The organism is Chryseobacterium sp. Leaf394 (genome assembly GCF_001424105.1).
GTDB lineage: Bacteria > Bacteroidota > Bacteroidia > Flavobacteriales > Weeksellaceae > Chryseobacterium.
This window is the reverse complement of sequence record NZ_LMQH01000010.1, coordinates 71,567-86,110: the sequence shown is the minus strand read 5'-3', so window position 1 is coordinate 86,110 and position 14,544 is coordinate 71,567. Positions and strand designations below refer to the sequence as shown.

General features: G+C 36.5%; 17 protein-coding genes. 10 read left to right on the top strand and 7 right to left on the bottom strand.

The genetic code is table 11. From position 1 onward, the window contains the following. Nucleotides 1-65: 65 nt before the first annotated feature. From ASG21_RS03150 to ASG21_RS03125, 6 genes are all read left to right on the top strand, one after another. Nucleotides 66-311 (top strand): DUF6576 domain-containing protein, encoded by a 246-nt coding sequence (locus ASG21_RS03150; RefSeq protein ID WP_056075767.1) that lies wholly within the window; start codon nucleotides 66-68, stop codon nucleotides 309-311. Nucleotides 312-375: 64 nt separating this feature from the next. Further along, nucleotides 376-573, top strand: a complete 198-nt coding sequence (locus tag ASG21_RS03145; RefSeq protein WP_056075763.1) for a DUF2683 family protein — start codon at nucleotides 376-378, stop codon at nucleotides 571-573. Beyond that, a complete protein-coding gene (locus ASG21_RS03140) occupies nucleotides 573-1,211 on the top strand; it encodes a lipoprotein signal peptidase (RefSeq protein WP_056075760.1) in 639 nt (212 codons plus the stop codon). Before ASG21_RS03145 ends, ASG21_RS03140 begins: the two co-directional genes overlap by 1 nt. A gap of 43 nt (nucleotides 1,212-1,254) precedes the next feature. Then, on the top strand, nucleotides 1,255-1,899 hold the full coding sequence (locus tag ASG21_RS03135) for an ElyC/SanA/YdcF family protein (protein ID WP_056076536.1): 645 nt from the start codon (nucleotides 1,255-1,257) through the stop codon (nucleotides 1,897-1,899). Between the two features lie 28 nt (nucleotides 1,900-1,927). Further along, nucleotides 1,928-2,638: a hypothetical protein gene (locus ASG21_RS03130; RefSeq protein WP_056075757.1), complete on the top strand. Its 711-nt coding sequence runs from the start codon at nucleotides 1,928-1,930 to the stop codon at nucleotides 2,636-2,638. 1 nt (nucleotide 2,639) lies between these two features. After that, nucleotides 2,640-3,500: a hypothetical protein gene (locus tag ASG21_RS03125; protein ID WP_056075754.1), complete on the top strand. Its 861-nt coding sequence runs from the start codon at nucleotides 2,640-2,642 to the stop codon at nucleotides 3,498-3,500. 1 nt (nucleotide 3,501) lies between these two features. Here ASG21_RS03125 and ASG21_RS03120 read toward each other — a convergent pair whose 3' ends face one another. Further along, nucleotides 3,502-4,419: a response regulator transcription factor gene (locus ASG21_RS03120; RefSeq protein ID WP_056075752.1), complete on the bottom strand. Its 918-nt coding sequence runs from the start codon at nucleotides 4,417-4,419 to the stop codon at nucleotides 3,502-3,504. 92 nt (nucleotides 4,420-4,511) lie between these two features. Further along, nucleotides 4,512-5,780, bottom strand: coding sequence for a hypothetical protein (locus ASG21_RS03115; RefSeq protein WP_056075750.1), 1,269 nt, complete (start codon nucleotides 5,778-5,780; stop codon nucleotides 4,512-4,514). A 153-nt stretch (nucleotides 5,781-5,933) separates the two neighbouring features. On the opposite strand from ASG21_RS03115, the gene trpS reads away from it, so the two are divergent. Further along, nucleotides 5,934-6,902 (top strand): tryptophan--tRNA ligase, encoded by a 969-nt coding sequence (gene trpS, locus ASG21_RS03110; protein WP_056075747.1) that lies wholly within the window; start codon nucleotides 5,934-5,936, stop codon nucleotides 6,900-6,902. 57 nt (nucleotides 6,903-6,959) lie between these two features. Here trpS and ASG21_RS03105 read toward each other — a convergent pair whose 3' ends face one another. From ASG21_RS03105 to ASG21_RS03085, 5 genes are all read right to left on the bottom strand, one after another. Beyond that, on the bottom strand, nucleotides 6,960-7,655 hold the full coding sequence (locus ASG21_RS03105) for a YjjG family noncanonical pyrimidine nucleotidase (RefSeq protein ID WP_056075744.1): 696 nt from the start codon (nucleotides 7,653-7,655) through the stop codon (nucleotides 6,960-6,962). A gap of 202 nt (nucleotides 7,656-7,857) precedes the next feature. After that, nucleotides 7,858-8,445 carry a sigma-70 family RNA polymerase sigma factor gene (locus ASG21_RS03100; protein ID WP_056075740.1) on the bottom strand — a complete coding sequence of 196 codons (588 nt, stop codon included), beginning with the start codon at nucleotides 8,443-8,445 and terminating at the stop codon, nucleotides 7,858-7,860. A 190-nt stretch (nucleotides 8,446-8,635) separates the two neighbouring features. Next, a complete protein-coding gene (locus ASG21_RS03095) occupies nucleotides 8,636-9,118 on the bottom strand; it encodes a hypothetical protein (protein ID WP_082482351.1) in 483 nt (160 codons plus the stop codon). An 87-nt stretch (nucleotides 9,119-9,205) separates the two neighbouring features. Beyond that, a complete protein-coding gene (metK, locus tag ASG21_RS03090; protein ID WP_056075735.1) occupies nucleotides 9,206-10,486 on the bottom strand; it encodes a methionine adenosyltransferase in 1,281 nt (426 codons plus the stop codon). A 229-nt stretch (nucleotides 10,487-10,715) separates the two neighbouring features. Then, nucleotides 10,716-11,666, bottom strand: a complete 951-nt coding sequence (locus ASG21_RS03085) for a LysR substrate-binding domain-containing protein (protein WP_056075732.1) — start codon at nucleotides 11,664-11,666, stop codon at nucleotides 10,716-10,718. A gap of 109 nt (nucleotides 11,667-11,775) precedes the next feature. Here ASG21_RS03085 and ASG21_RS03080 point away from each other — a divergent pair, with 109 nt between their 5' ends. The 3 genes from ASG21_RS03080 to ASG21_RS03070 form a co-directional block, all read left to right on the top strand. Next, nucleotides 11,776-13,263 (top strand): catalase, encoded by a 1,488-nt coding sequence (locus ASG21_RS03080; protein ID WP_056075729.1) that lies wholly within the window; start codon nucleotides 11,776-11,778, stop codon nucleotides 13,261-13,263. A 105-nt stretch (nucleotides 13,264-13,368) separates the two neighbouring features. Further along, entirely contained in the window at nucleotides 13,369-14,136 is a 768-nt protein-coding gene (locus ASG21_RS03075) for an enoyl-CoA hydratase-related protein (RefSeq protein ID WP_056075726.1), read from the top strand. A gap of 32 nt (nucleotides 14,137-14,168) precedes the next feature. After that, a partial coding sequence (locus ASG21_RS03070; protein WP_056075723.1) for a dCMP deaminase family protein occupies nucleotides 14,169-14,544 on the top strand: 376 nt, incomplete at its 3' end.

The window sequence follows — 14,544 nt, the reverse complement described above, 5'->3', positions numbered from 1 at the left end:
ATAATTAATTTGGGTTTATATGATGTTTTTAAAACATTATGTAAACCTATTTTTTAGTTATATCTATGAGTGAATATTTGATTTTAGGAATCATCCTTGTGGCAGCTTTATGGTTTTTTAACCGCGATCGGATCAAAAACAGATTCTATCCGGACAAGCCTAAAAATCTGACCATCGATCAGCAATTCAATTCAGATAAACGGGACAGGGAAAAGGAAATCGACCGACTTCTCAGCAAAATGGGAAAGAATGGCATCAACGACCTGTCCGCAAAAGACAGAAAACGGCTAGACGAACTGTCGAAGCATTAATATTAAAACATAAACGTTGTAAAAGCTTTAATTTAAGCTGAAACCTCAACGCAAATAAAGTAAAATGGAAGCACTAATTGTACACCCAAAAAACCAGATGGAGCTGAATGCGCTGAAAAGCGTAATGAAAGACATGGGAATCCGATACGAAAAATTTCACACCAGAGGTGCAAAAACTCAGAATTTTGAGCCGAGAATCACCGCACCGAAAAAGGAAAAGCCTGCAAGAAATTTTAAAGATAAACCCAAGACTGACCAATAATGAAGAAGATAGTACTTATCACTTTTCTTATATTGTTGATTGATCAGGCATCAAAAATTTATATTAAAACCAACTTTAATCTTAACGACAGTGTTGCCGTTTTTCCGGGATTTAAATTAACTTTTGTTGAAAATCCGGGAATGGCTTATGGTTTTCATTTTGGCGGAATGCTCGGGAAATATTTTCTGGTAATCGTCCGCGTTTTCCTGATTGGCGGAATGATTTATCTGTTTAGCAAATGGCTTAAAAGAGGTGAATCAAACTATCTGATCATCCCAATGTCCATGATTTTTGCCGGTGCCATCGGAAACTTAATTGACGGTATGTTTTACGGATTAATTTTCGACAGTGGAATGGTTTACGACGAAAACATCAAACAATGGATTGGTTACGGAGGAGTTTCGAAACTCGTTCCTTTTGGTCAGGGTTACTCTACTTTTATGAAAGGTTGTGTGGTCGACATGCTACACTTCCCGCTGGTAGACTGGCATGTTCCTGAAAGCTGGCCTTTAATTGGCGGAAGACACCTTGAATTCTTTAAATACATTTTTAATGTTGCAGATTCTGCTATTACTGTTGGCGGTGCACTTTTAATAATTTTCAGAAAAAAAGCGTTCCCGAACGGGCTTGAGTTTTAAAATAATTCATACTTTTATGAAACCTACAAAAGGTTCAAACTGTATGAAAAAAATGATAAAAAATACAATCAAAATATTCCTGCTGCTTTTTGTGGTGGGAATTATTTTTGTGATCTGGTCCAACTTTACCATTAAAGATCAGACGGAAAATTTCGTCACTTCAGATCTTTCTAAACTTCCGAGCGAAAAAACCGGACTTCTTCTTGGAACCAGCAAAACACTTTCGAACGGAAATCCCAATGCATACTTTTTTAACAGAATAAAGGCCGCCGCAGACTTATATAAATCCGGGAAGGTTCAAAACATAATTGTGAGCGGAGACAATTCTCAGAAAGATTATAATGAACCGGAAGAGATGAAAAACGAACTCATCAAAGCCGGAGTTCCTGCAGAAAGAATCTTTGAGGATTTTGCAGGTTTCAGAACTCTGGATTCTGTGTTGAGAGCAAAAGAAATTTTCGGACAGAATTCTTACATCATCATTTCACAGAAATTTCATAATGAAAGAGCTGTTTATTTAGCACGAAAAAACGGAATTAAAGCATTCGGTTATAATGCTGCAGATGTCAATAAATATGCAGGTTTTAAAACCAATGCACGAGAAAAACTGGCAAGAGCAAAGGTGTTCTGGGATTTTATGTTTGGGGTGGAACCGAAATTTGGTGGAGAGAAAATTCTGATACCTTAGTTTTATAAATTACTGTAAAACTGAAATAATGAGCGTCTTAACCTATCATTTAGTAAAAACAAATTATATTTCTGCGCTAAAAATTCTTTTGTTTCCACCAAAACCAAGGCAAATTTCGGGGTTGATTCATGCAGAAATAATGACAGCGATGACGCTTGGCTGGCCTATTCTTTCACCTTCACGAATGCTGATCCGGCAGATCGCCGTTTTTGCTCAATGGGAAAATGAAAGTGATATTGAAAATTTTTTAACTGAAAATGAATTAGGAAAAATCCTTGCGAAAGGTTGGCATACGAGGCTAACTTTTATGCGAAAATGGGGCAAGTTTAATAAGTTTGAAATTCCGGACGAAACTTTAGAATTTGAAAACCCGGATTTTCCAGTTGTCGCAGTAACAATTGCCCGAATGAAATTTCTGGAAATTCCAAGATTTATCCGCTGGGGAAGACCGGTTGAGAAATTGGTTCGCGACCATCCCGCAACAACTCTATCGTTAGCTTCCATCAAATTTCCAAATACCGTTTCCACTTTTTCAGTTTGGAATACACAGAAAGAAATGACCAATATGGTGCACGGACACAGCAAAGTTCCACAACCTGAAAGACATACCAACGCGATGAAAGAAAGAGACCGAAAAGATTTTCATTTCGAATTTACAACATTGCGTTTCAAACCTATTTCGGAATTTGGAGAATGGAACGGACGAAGAAATATTATCCCAAATCTTAAACAGCATTAAGATGAGATTTGCTTATCCGATGCAGAAATTCCAGGATTGGGTAACTCAGCAATGGGTAATCTTGCGTGGAAAGAAAATTAACCCCGAAGATTTTCCGTGGCTGATAGGTCCGTTTGGAAATTTGGATGCAATTGGTAAAGATTATATCCATCAGTTTGCGCAAAAGCAAAACTTAATTATTCAAAAAGACTCAGAATCAAAAGGCATTATTCCCTCAATGCAGAAACTGAATTTGTCTGAAACTGAATTCGAAAATCTATCTGAAAGCGTCATTCAATTCTATGAAAACACAGACGGTCACCATTTACAATTTTCTGTACAGTGGAATCCTTTTTTCAAATTTTTCGGGATTTTACTTAATAAACTGTTCAGCAACAGAATCAATCAGCTGAATATTCCGACGAAAAATATTGATGACTCTGAAACTTTAAAAAGCGAGATCATCAATCTTGCCGATCCTGTAACCCATGAAATCAAATACACATTTTGGTTCCGTTCGATTCAATCTACCGGACAGGTTATTTATTCCGGCGTGTACGGAATCAGCACTTTGCCTTCCGGTAAAACCTGTGTGAAAGCTGTTTTTCCTTTACCGAATGGGAATGCAACGGTGTCAATGATTCCAGGTGTTGGAGAAAATGGTGAATTGATTTTAGATTCTTCGGGCGAAAAATTTGGAGACGCCGGATTTTATTTTCTGCTGAAAGATTCTAAGGGAGAATACTGGTCGCAGTTCATCAGTTCATTTAGAGACCGTTTAGTTATCGGTCCAGAAAATGATATCATCTCAGCCGAACAGACCTTGACGCTTTGGCGTCTTAGAGTTCTTACTTTTAATTATAAGATTGAAAGGAAAAAGTAAATCAATACGCCTTTCTAAACTCACTCGGCGTTTCCGCTGTCTGTTTCTTAAAGAAATTTACAAAATGTGCAGATTCTTTAAAATTCAGTTTGAAAGCAATTTCTTTTACGGAAAAATCGGTTTGCTGAAGCAATGTTTTGGCGTTGTGAATCAGCTTGGCATCCAAATGTTCTTTAGCCGATTTTCCGGTTTCTGCCTTTAATTTAGAACTTAGATAATTGGGATGCACTGCGAGTTTAGAAGCGAAATACGAAATGTTATAATTTATATTTTCTTCGTGCTGCGAATCTTCGTGAAGTAAGGTCAGGAAACGGTTGCTCAGAGAATCTATTTTTTTCGATTCACTATTTTCTTCCTCATTTTTTAAAGAGTACTGATTGTACAGACGCTTTATTTTCATAAAAAAAATAAGAATTGCCGATGCCATTATTTCCAGTGAGTCATTCTTTTCCTCCATCTGAAACTCATCATAAATATAGTTAAACACTTTCACCAAATCTGTCATTTCATCATCGGCAATCACAATAGGAGTTGATTGATCTGCCTGAAAATATTCAAATACTGAAATGAAATGTTTCAGTTTCAGATGCTTGTCAATAAAATAGTCATTAATAATCACGGTGTATTCCAGGATGTTGTCATCAACCATTTCGCAGGAAACAATCTGATTGGGTGGGGAGATGAAGATTGCAGGCGCTTTCAGGTTCTCTTTCCATTGACCAATTCTCATCACACCTTCTCCTTTCAAAAGTAATTTGATGGCGTAAGAATTATGCTTAAAAGGTGGAACAACGAGTGATGGGTGTGTCCAAAGTTTATCCATCATATCCACATAGAGACCTTCATACTTAGATGGCGACATATTGACAGCACTGAAAAACTCATCAAATGTCTTGAAATACGGAACTTCATTTTCCATAAAATTGTTTTTGTAAATTTATAAAATACTCAATAAAATAAAAATATGAACATATATCTATCACTCATATTTGCAAAAAACACAATCAGCTTTTATTTAGCCAATATTTTTTCTAATTTATTTAATCTCATTTTTAAATTTTCAATTTCAATTTTCTGTTTAGTGACGGTTTCATTTTGCTCGAAAATATACAGATATAATTCCTCTATTTTCTCAAGATTAATTTCCGCAGATCTGTTTAAAACAATTCCACCTTGCTTTTCAATATCTGCCGCAGAAGGTACACCGGGAAGATGTTTATTAATCTTTATAAAATCTTTTACTTCATCAAGTTCCATTCTTTTATAATCGGGCTTCAGAACAGAATATCCGTCAAAATATTTTTGGAAAACATAGTCTGGCGTAATCGTTCCTGATGCAAGTATGTTTCCGATGACATGAAGCTTTTGGGTTGGATTCGTTGTTCCGAGTCCTAAAAATCCAACATCACGTGAAAATCTCGCCCATTCTGTATAATTAGTTGGCGACGTGTATTTCCCAAATGAAATATGCCCCAAAACCGAACCTTTTCCAGAAGTGTAAATCCTCGTACCAGGAGAGCTTCCGGCTCCTGAAACAGGGAAAAAGCCACTTTGCGTCATGCCGTACTTTTCTCCTGCCGGATCATCAAATACCCTCCCAACACCATAGTTGGAATCACCTTCAAATTGTATAGAGCCATTCACATTTAATTTTGCGATAGCATCTACACCTCCAATTCCTACATTTGCTGTACCTGCGAAATTAAGCCATTTATCAGCCATATTTACCGTTCTGTTTGATGCAAGCGTTCCATTATTTGTATAAATATTGGAATTGGCAAGGGTAACGGGATTACTGCTTACTCCATTGACCGTTGTGGTTAATTGGTTTGAAGAATTGAGAGTGTTACTTACAGCATTTACAGCGTTTGTCGTTGAAGAGATACCGTTAACTGTGGATGTAATAGTATTAATCGGATTGGTAATCTCATTTGTAGTGATACCGCTTCCGGTTGAAGACTGAAAGGTAACCCATTTTGCTAAAACAGCATCATAATAATAGTAACCAGCTTTTGTTATTTCTACAGTTTTTGCTGTTGTGGGAGAAGCTGCAGAAGTTGCGTATACAAAAGCTGCATTTTGATTTGGTCGGTATAAACCGTCTTTGGACTTTAGCTCGTTTCCGGACAGTCTTGGTGCGATAATTCCATCGATCTTAGATAAATCTGCAGACCTTGCTGTAACATCCAGAGTGGCCTTAGGATCTGTGGTGTCAATTCCTACTTGGGAATAAATGGTCACAAACGAAAAGGAAAAAATGGTAATAAAAATTTTTGTCATTAATTTGTTTTATTTTGCAAATTTCCCAAAATCAAAATCCCAGATCATTGCAATAATCACATCAAGAATTGCAAATTTTAAAGGTGATCAATTCTCGGATGAATAATATTCATTTAAATTTTGCCTATTTTTGCACAAACAATTTAAAATTAAATGTCAAGAATTCTTACCGGCATACAGGCCACCGGAACGCCGCACCTTGGAAACCTTTTGGGTGCAATTATTCCTGCAATTGAGCTTTCAAAGCAGGCAGGAAACGAATCATTTTTATTTATTGCGAATCTGCATTCACTGACGCAGATTAAAGATGCAAAAGAACTAAAAAACAACACCTATGAAATTGCTGCAGCTTGGCTTGCCTGCGGACTGGATACTGAAAAAACATTCTTTTACAGACAGAGCGATATCCCTGAAACCTGTGAACTTTCCTGGCATTTATCATGTTTTTTTCCTTACCAGAGATTGACTTTAGCACATTCGTTTAAAGATAAAGCAGACCGTTTGCAGGACGTTAATGCAGGTTTGTTTACTTATCCGATTCTGATGGCTGCAGATATTTTACTATATGACGCAGAAATCGTTCCTGTAGGAAAAGATCAGCTTCAGCATTTGGAGATTGCCCGTGATGTAGCATCAAGATTTAATAATCAGATGGGTGAAGTGTTGGTTTTGCCTCAGGCTGAACTGCAGGAAGACACCAAATACGTTCCCGGTGTGGATGGTCACAAAATGTCAAAATCGAGAGGAAACATTATCAATATTTTCTTACCTGAAAAAGAACTGAAAAAACAGGTGATGAGTATCGAAAGTGATTCAAAAACACTGGAAGAACCGAAAGATCCTTCGACTGATAAGACTTTTGCAATTTACGAACTGATTGCAACTCCTGAACAGACTAAAGAACTGAGAGCGAAATATTTAGCCGGAAATTTCGGTTACGGTCATGCTAAAAAAGAGCTTTTGGACTTAATTCTGGTTAGATTTGAAAAAGAGAGAGAATTGTTTTCTTACTACATGAACAATCTTGATGAGCTGGAAGCTAAACTTCAGGAAGGGGCTTTGAAAACGAGAGCAATTGCTACTGAAACCATTAAAAGAGTAAGAGAAAGTTTGGGAATTTAATTCAAGCAATTTCTATAGAGATACAATTTCGGCGACACCTCGATGTCGCCGAATTTTTTATAAATAATCCTTTATCTGCAGAAGATGTTTAATTACTTTTAAATTTTCCTGCTGTGGGTTTTCATTTAAAACATCGAAGAAAATGCAGTCTATCCCAAACTGTTGCGATCCGATAATATCTGCGATCCAGTCGTCGCCTATCAGAATACTTTCTTCTTTTGCAGCTTTGGCTAAACCTAATGAATACTCAAAAATCTCTGGATTTGGTTTTCTAACTCCCACAGAATCTGCGCTGGTAATAGTTTGAAAATAATGATCAATTCCTGATAGAATACATTTTCTTTCAGTTACTTCCTGAAAGCCGTTTGAAATAATGTAAAGTGTGTAATTTTTAGATTTTAGATATTCCAGAATTACATCCGCACTTTCTACAAGATGATTGTAATTTAAAATTTTATCTAAAAAATGTTCTTCAAAATACATAGACAATTCCAGGTCATCAATTCTGAAATGGTTGAAAGTATCGTAAAATCTATGTTTTCTCAGATATTCTTTATCAATTTCGCCGTCCCGAATTTGCTCCCAAAGTCTCTCATTGATTTCATGATACTTTGAGTGAAATTCTTCAAAATCGATATTATAATTTAAAGTAATTTCTTCCTTTTCAAAAAGATCTTTAATGGTAAGATAGGCGTTTTTGCGGTGATCCCAAAGCGTATTGTCGAGGTCAAAAAAAATGTGCTGAATTTTCATACAGCACAAATTTACTACTTTTTAATTTTTTGAAAGATGAAAGTGCGAATCCTTCACTTTGATAACTTCAAGATTTTTTGAGAAACTAAGCAAAAAATCAATAGTTTGCTTTTTTGGTTTCAAACTTTTGGATTTTAAAGAATCGTTATTTTTCATAGGCGAAAATTATTATTTCTTTAAAAACGAAAATTGTTCCAAATTATTATCTTGTGAGAATAATATTCTTTTCTTCCATTATTTTTCTGAGATTAATCAATGCATAACGCACTCGTCCAAGCGTTGTGTTGATGCTCATGTTGGTATGCTCAGCAATTTCTTTAAAACTTAAACCGTCAAAAAATCTGAGTTTAATCACTTCCTGCTGATTTTCAGGTAAAAACTGAAGCATTTTTATTAAATCTTCCTGAATCTGAAGACTTACCAACTGGTCTTCAATATTTTCTGAAGGTTCTCTGATCAAATCAAATATTGAAAATTCATCATTGTCAAAAGTAGTTTCAGAAACTTTCACATTCTTTGATTTTGCACGAAAATGATCGATAATTAAATTCTGAGCGATTCTTTTTGCCCAGAGAATGAATTTGCCTTCTTCGTTATAACGTCCCTCTTTCAGCATCACGATGATTTTCATGAAGGTATCCTGAAAAATATCATTGGCAAGATCTTCATCATTAATCTTGTAAAGAATAAATGTGAAAAGATCACGCTGATGTCTGTAGATAAGGGTAGATAAGGCTTCTTCGTTTCCGGTCTGATAAAGGGTAATCAGGTTGCTATCTGTAGGTTTCATAACTTTTCTCTTCTCTATAATTGTTATTTTGCAGATACCTTACACCAGAAAAATCTGGCTTATTTTTGGGGTTGCATGCAATTTTCAGAGTAAAGTCTTTTCTATAGCTTTGAATTATGCTGTAAATATAAATAAATTTTTAATAAATGTTAAACTTTTAACAATTAACATTAAAAAAAATTAAATATATCTACTTAAACATATCATAAATAGCCACTGTTGGAATATTTAATGTGAAATTAATATTTAAACCTTTCATTTCTTTACCGTTCAGTCTGGCATCTGCAACAGGAAATGCATACCCTCCGGTAAGGTCAACAATTCCGAACAAACTGAAACCTACCTTGGGAGCAACATATTTATTTGTGCCTTCGGCTCCTAAAATGAAGTAATAAGAATGGTAAAAATCTACATCTTTCTGAAAGTTTAAAAGTACATCTGCCTGCAGTTTGGGCATAATCGCGAATTTAGAATTGGCTGATCCCATCAGTGCTGAAGCACCTAATCTGTAAATCACATCATCATTTTTTAGAAACATCAGCTTACCTCCTACTTCACCAAAACTTGGATTTTGATAGACATATCCTACATTGATCATTTTATGAACCGTGTACTGTGCCTGAGCAAAAATGCCAGTCATGAAAATAAAAAGGACAGTGATTGCAGATCGCATATTCATTATAAAATATTTAGATGTAAAAATAAAAAAAACTGCTTTAGCATTTTCATGTTAAAGCAGTTTCTATACCGAAAAGAAGAATTATAAACCGAAAGCCGATTTAATCTCTTCTACTTTGTCTAATTTTTCCCATGTGAAGAATTCCAGACCTTCAAGTGTAAGTTCATTTTTGTGACCTTTGTTGAAAGTTTTATCAGCAACATAATGCTCTCTTCCCATGTGACCGTAAGAAGCAGTTTCCTGATAGATAGGGTTTCTCAGCTTTAGATTCTGCTCGATTGCGTAAGGTCGAAGGTCAAATACTGTAGAAACTTTTTTAGCAATTTCACCGTCTGTCAAATTTACTTTTGATGTACCATAAGTTGTGATAAAAAGACCACAAGGTTCAGCAACACCGATTGCGTAAGAAACCTGCACCAAAACTTCATCTGCAACACCTGCAGCCACTAAGTTTTTAGCGATATGTCTTGTAGCATAAGCAGCACTTCTGTCTACTTTTGAAGGATCTTTTCCTGAGAATGCACCACCACCGTGAGCACCTTTTCCACCGTAAGTATCAACGATGATTTTTCTTCCCGTCAGACCTGTATCTCCGTGAGGACCACCGATTACGAATTTTCCTGTTGGGTTAATGTGATATTTAATCTGCTCGTTGAATAAAGCTTTGATTTCCTCAGTCTGTAAAGCAACAACTCTCGGGATCAGAATATTTTTGATGTCTTCTCTGATTTTGTTCAGCATCTCTTCTTCAGCTCCGAAATCATCGTGCTGAGTAGAAACTACGATAGAATCTATTCTTACCGGCTTGTGATCGTCAGAATATTCAATGGTTACCTGAGATTTAGCATCAGGACGAAGGTATTTAATTTCAGAATCCTCTCTTCTCAAAGCAGAAAGTTCTTTCAGAATCGTGTGAGCTAAATCTAAAGCCAAAGGCATATAGTTCGCGGTTTCATTGGTAGCATAACCAAACATCATTCCCTGGTCACCAGCTCCCTGTGCATTTGCTTTTGCTTCAAAAGACTCATCATTTACCGCTCTGTCAACACCTTGGTTGATATCCGGCGACTGCTCATGGATTGCAGAAATAACTCCACAAGAATCTCCGTTGAACATATATTCACCTTTTGTATAACCAATTCCGTTGATCACCTCTCTTGCGATAGTCTGTACATCAAGATAAGCATCAGATTTTACTTCTCCAGCCAAAACAACCTGTCCTGTTGTAACCAAAGTCTCACACGCAACCTTCGAGGCTTTGTCGTAAGCTAAAAAGTTGTCGATTAACGCGTCGGAAATCTGGTCTGCGATTTTATCCGGATGGCCTTCTGAAACTGATTCAGATGTAAATAAATAAGACATATTATTCTTTTGTTTTTTTAATTTAAAATTAAGAGGATAAAAAATGAATAATTGCCGGAAATAGCTTAAATAGAATACTGTTTTAGCATATTTTTAGAGAGGTTGCAATCAGGTCAAATTTTTCCTCGTTATCAAACGTCTGCAAATGTAAGCACTATTTTTCTAATACTCAAAACTTTTGACTTTGAAAATAAATGAAAAAAATCAGACTTTTATCTGATTTCTAATTCTATTGCGGTTTAATACTCACATAATCTTTAGGATTTTCGTAGTAATTAAGTTTATCTTTCAGTGATTTTTTGATTGAATTTCCCAACTCATCAATAATTTTTTGTTTGAAAGTCGGTTTGTAATAAATAATACTGATTTCACGGTAAGGGAAAGGTTTTTTGAACTTAAACACCTTCGTTTTCTGATCTTCAGACAGCTGATTCAATGCCAGCTCAGGCAAAATACTGATTCCTCCTACTTTGTCAACCATGTGCACCAAGGTCTGAATATTCGAAGCCAGGAAATCTAAATTCTTAGGCTTTAAAGTATTTTCCTTTAAATGACAGATGTTTTCAAACTGATTTCTCAGACAGTTTCCCTCCTCCAAAAGCCAAACTTTTTCAGTATTCATTTCTTCGGGAACGATGAATGTATTTTTCTTATTGGCTTCAGTATCTGAACTGTAAATCATCAGTTCTTCATTGAAGAGAAAATCTTTGTAAAATTCATTGGCATTATCATAAGGTGTAGAAATAATTCCTGCATCCAGTTCGCCAGATTTCAAAGCTTTAATGATGTTTTCAGTAGTCATTTCCTTTACATTCATCTGGATTTTAGGATTTTCCTGAAGAAAATGGAAAATTTCAGTCGGCAGAATGAACGAGGAAACGGTAGGAATAATCCCTAAATTTATCGTACCTCCTAAAATATTATTTAATAAATTAGCCTTGTTTTTAAGCTCATTTACACCTTCAATAATGACTTTGGCTTGGTCTATAATTTGCAGTCCAACGTCGGTTGTTCGGATCGGATGCGTGGTTCTGTCGAAAATTTTCACATCCAGCTCATCCTCAAACTTCTGAATCATGGCGCTTAAGGTCGGTTGGGTAATAAAGCAGGCCTGCGCAGCTTTACCAAAATGTTTGTACTTATCTACTGCGATAAGATATTCCAATTGCTGAATGTTCATTCGATTAATATTATCTATTACAAAGATATGACGTTTTTGGTTTAGTAAATTAAAAATTCATCTAAATTTGAATTTGAAAAATGAAATAATAACTACAAATCATAAATAAATGGATACCAAAAAGTTAACCACAGGAAACGGAGCCCCTTATTTTGAGCATCAGGACTCGCAGACTGTAGGAGCGAGAGGCCCGGTTCTGCTTCAGGACTTTATACTGCAGGAAAACCTTGCCCACTTCGTAAGAGAAAGAATTCCTGAAAGAATTGTACATGCCAAAGGCAGTGGTGCTTACGGGAAATTTACTGTGACACACGACATTTCAAAATATACCAAAGCGAAACTTTTTTCTCAGGTAGGAAACTCATGTAAAATGTTTGCTCGGTTTTCTACCGTGGGTGGCGAAAAAGGAAGTGCTGATACAGCAAGAGATCCAAGAGGTTTTGCCTTAAAATTTTATACTGAAGACGGAAATTGGGATTTGGTTGGAAACAACACGCCTGTTTTTTTCATCAAAGACGCTAAAAAATTTCCGGACTTTATTCACACTCAAAAGAGAGTTCCTAAAACAAATCTTAAAAGTGCCACAATGATGTGGGATTTCTGGAGCTTAAACCCTGAATCTCTGCATCAGGTTCTTATTCTGATGTCAGACCGCGGAACACCTTATGGGTTCAGGCACATGCACGGTTTCGGATCGCATACATTTTCGATGATTAATGCAAATAATGAGAGAACCTGGGTGAAATTTCATCTTTTAACAAAACAGGGTATTAAAAATTTCTCTAATGAAGAAGCTGTAAAAATGGCAGGTGAAAATCCCGATTTTGCACAGGAAGACCTTTGCAACGCTATTGACAACGGAGATTTCCCAAAATGGACAATGTACATTCAAACCATGACGGAAGCTCAGGCCAACGAATTCCGCTGGAATCCTTTTGACATTACCAAAGTTTGGTCGCATGATGATTTTCCTTTAATCGAAGTTGGGGAAATGGAACTGAACGAAATTCCGGTAAATTATTTTGCCCACGTTGAGCAGTCGACCTTTTCGCCGAGCAATCTGGTGAACGGTATCAGTTTTTCACCCGACAAAATGCTTCAGGGAAGACTTTTCTCTTATCCCGATGCACACAGATACCGCGTTGGTGTAAACGCACATCATCTTGAAGTCAACCGCTGTCCTTTCGCAGTAAATAATTATCAGCGCGACGGTTTCATGGCAGATTCAAGCCATTATCAGGATAAACCGAATTATCATCCCAACAGTTTTGATGACATCCAGCCGGATTCAGCTTATAAAAACTTTGAGTATGAACTGGACAGCAATCATGTAGCCAACTACAACCGCAACGAAAATGACGATGATCACTACACTCAGCCAGGTCTTCTTTACACCAAAGCAATGAAGCAGGAAGACCGTGACAGACTGGTTCATAACATTATCGAAAGTATGAAAGGTATTGACGGATCTAAAAAAGACGAGATCATCAACCGACAGCTTTGTCACTTTTTCAGAGCCAATATTGAGCTCGGAATGAAGGTGGCTTCAGGCTTGCAAATCAGCATTGACGGCAACATGATGAATCATAATAAATAGTTTACGTTTCAAAATAAACTGTTAAAAGTGGAAAAAAATTACATTTTTCCACTTTTTTATTAAAAAAATTTATAATTTGCGTATTGCTAAATGATTAGAGTCAAAATGAAGTTCGAAAATATTATTGTAGAGAAAGAAGATAAAATTTCGGTAATTACGATCAACAGACCAACGAGTCTTAACGCACTGAATGCCAAAACAATTCAGGAACTGAGTGAGGCTTTTGAAAGCCTTGATAAAGATGAGGAAGTACGTGTAGTTATCATCACAGGAAGTGGCGAAAAGTCTTTCGTAGCAGGAGCAGACATCAAAGAATTCACAGATTTTGGACAAAAAGAGGCAGAAGAACTGGCAAGAAATGGTCATACTTCTCTTTTCAACAAAATAGAAAATCTTTCAAAGCCTGTAATTGCTGCAGTCAATGGTTTTGCGTTAGGCGGTGGCCTGGAACTTGCAATGGCATGCCACATCAGATACGCATCAGAAAATGCAAAGCTCGGACTGCCGGAGGTTACTTTGGGTTTAATTCCCGGTTACGGAGGCACACAGAGACTTCCGAAATTGGTGGGAAAAGGTTTGGCCAATGAAATGATTTTTTCAGCAAAAATGATCCCTGCAACAAGGGCAAAAGAAATAGGTCTTGTGAATGAGGTCTATCCTGTGGAAGAATTATTAACTAAAACGAAAGAACTTGCGACAACGATTGCCAACAACTCGCCAATGGCGATTGCAAAAGCAATAAGCGCTGTAAATCTTTCAGATACAGAGAAAGGATTTGATACCGAAATTCAATATTTCGGAGAAGTTTTTGAGTTGGATGACAAAAAAGAAGGGGTAGCTGCCTTTCTTGAGAAAAGAAAACCCAACTTTTAAACTTAGAATTACTTAATTTATTTCAAGAAACGATGCAGATGTACAGTAAGTTTGATAAAGCTTATCTAAAAATGGCTCAGGAATGGGCAAAACTTTCTTACTGTGAGAGAAAACAGGTAGGAGCAATAATTGTAAAAGACAGAATGATCATCTCTGATGGCTACAACGGTACGCCTTCCGGATTTGAAAACTGCTGTGAGGATGAAAACGGAAAAACACACTGGTATGTTTTGCATGCCGAAGCCAATGCCATCCTTAAGCTCGCGGGGTCTACACAATCAGCAAAAGGTTCTACACTTTATCTTACACTTTCGCCTTGTAAAGAATGCAGCAAGCTTATTTTACAAGCCGGAATAGAGAAACTGGTGTACATCAACGCATACTCAGATGATGAGGGAATTGCGTTTT

What these genes read in the sequence shown, in the direction of transcription:
- ASG21_RS03150 (WP_056075767.1), top strand. Translation starts at nt 66, where the DNA reads ATGAGTGAATATTTGATTTTAGGAATCATCCTTGTGGCAGCTTTATGG.
- ASG21_RS03145 (WP_056075763.1), top strand. Translation starts at nt 376, where the DNA reads ATGGAAGCACTAATTGTACACCCAAAAAACCAGATGGAGCTGAATGCG.
- ASG21_RS03140 (WP_056075760.1), top strand. Translation starts at nt 573, where the DNA reads ATGAAGAAGATAGTACTTATCACTTTTCTTATATTGTTGATTGATCAG.
- ASG21_RS03135 (WP_056076536.1), top strand. Translation starts at nt 1,255, where the DNA reads ATGAAAAAAATGATAAAAAATACAATCAAAATATTCCTGCTGCTTTTT.
- ASG21_RS03130 (WP_056075757.1), top strand. Translation starts at nt 1,928, where the DNA reads ATGAGCGTCTTAACCTATCATTTAGTAAAAACAAATTATATTTCTGCG.
- ASG21_RS03125 (WP_056075754.1), top strand. Translation starts at nt 2,640, where the DNA reads ATGAGATTTGCTTATCCGATGCAGAAATTCCAGGATTGGGTAACTCAG.
- ASG21_RS03120 (WP_056075752.1), bottom strand. Translation starts at nt 4,419, where the DNA reads ATGGAAAATGAAGTTCCGTATTTCAAGACATTTGATGAGTTTTTCAGT.
- ASG21_RS03115 (WP_056075750.1), bottom strand. Translation starts at nt 5,780, where the DNA reads ATGACAAAAATTTTTATTACCATTTTTTCCTTTTCGTTTGTGACCATT.
- trpS (WP_056075747.1), top strand. Translation starts at nt 5,934, where the DNA reads ATGTCAAGAATTCTTACCGGCATACAGGCCACCGGAACGCCGCACCTT.
- ASG21_RS03105 (WP_056075744.1), bottom strand. Translation starts at nt 7,655, where the DNA reads ATGAAAATTCAGCACATTTTTTTTGACCTCGACAATACGCTTTGGGAT.
- ASG21_RS03100 (WP_056075740.1), bottom strand. Translation starts at nt 8,445, where the DNA reads ATGAAACCTACAGATAGCAACCTGATTACCCTTTATCAGACCGGAAAC.
- ASG21_RS03095 (WP_082482351.1), bottom strand. Translation starts at nt 9,118, where the DNA reads ATGCGATCTGCAATCACTGTCCTTTTTATTTTCATGACTGGCATTTTT.
- metK (WP_056075735.1), bottom strand. Translation starts at nt 10,486, where the DNA reads ATGTCTTATTTATTTACATCTGAATCAGTTTCAGAAGGCCATCCGGAT.
- ASG21_RS03085 (WP_056075732.1), bottom strand. Translation starts at nt 11,666, where the DNA reads ATGAACATTCAGCAATTGGAATATCTTATCGCAGTAGATAAGTACAAA.
- ASG21_RS03080 (WP_056075729.1), top strand. Translation starts at nt 11,776, where the DNA reads ATGGATACCAAAAAGTTAACCACAGGAAACGGAGCCCCTTATTTTGAG.
- ASG21_RS03075 (WP_056075726.1), top strand. Translation starts at nt 13,369, where the DNA reads ATGAAGTTCGAAAATATTATTGTAGAGAAAGAAGATAAAATTTCGGTA.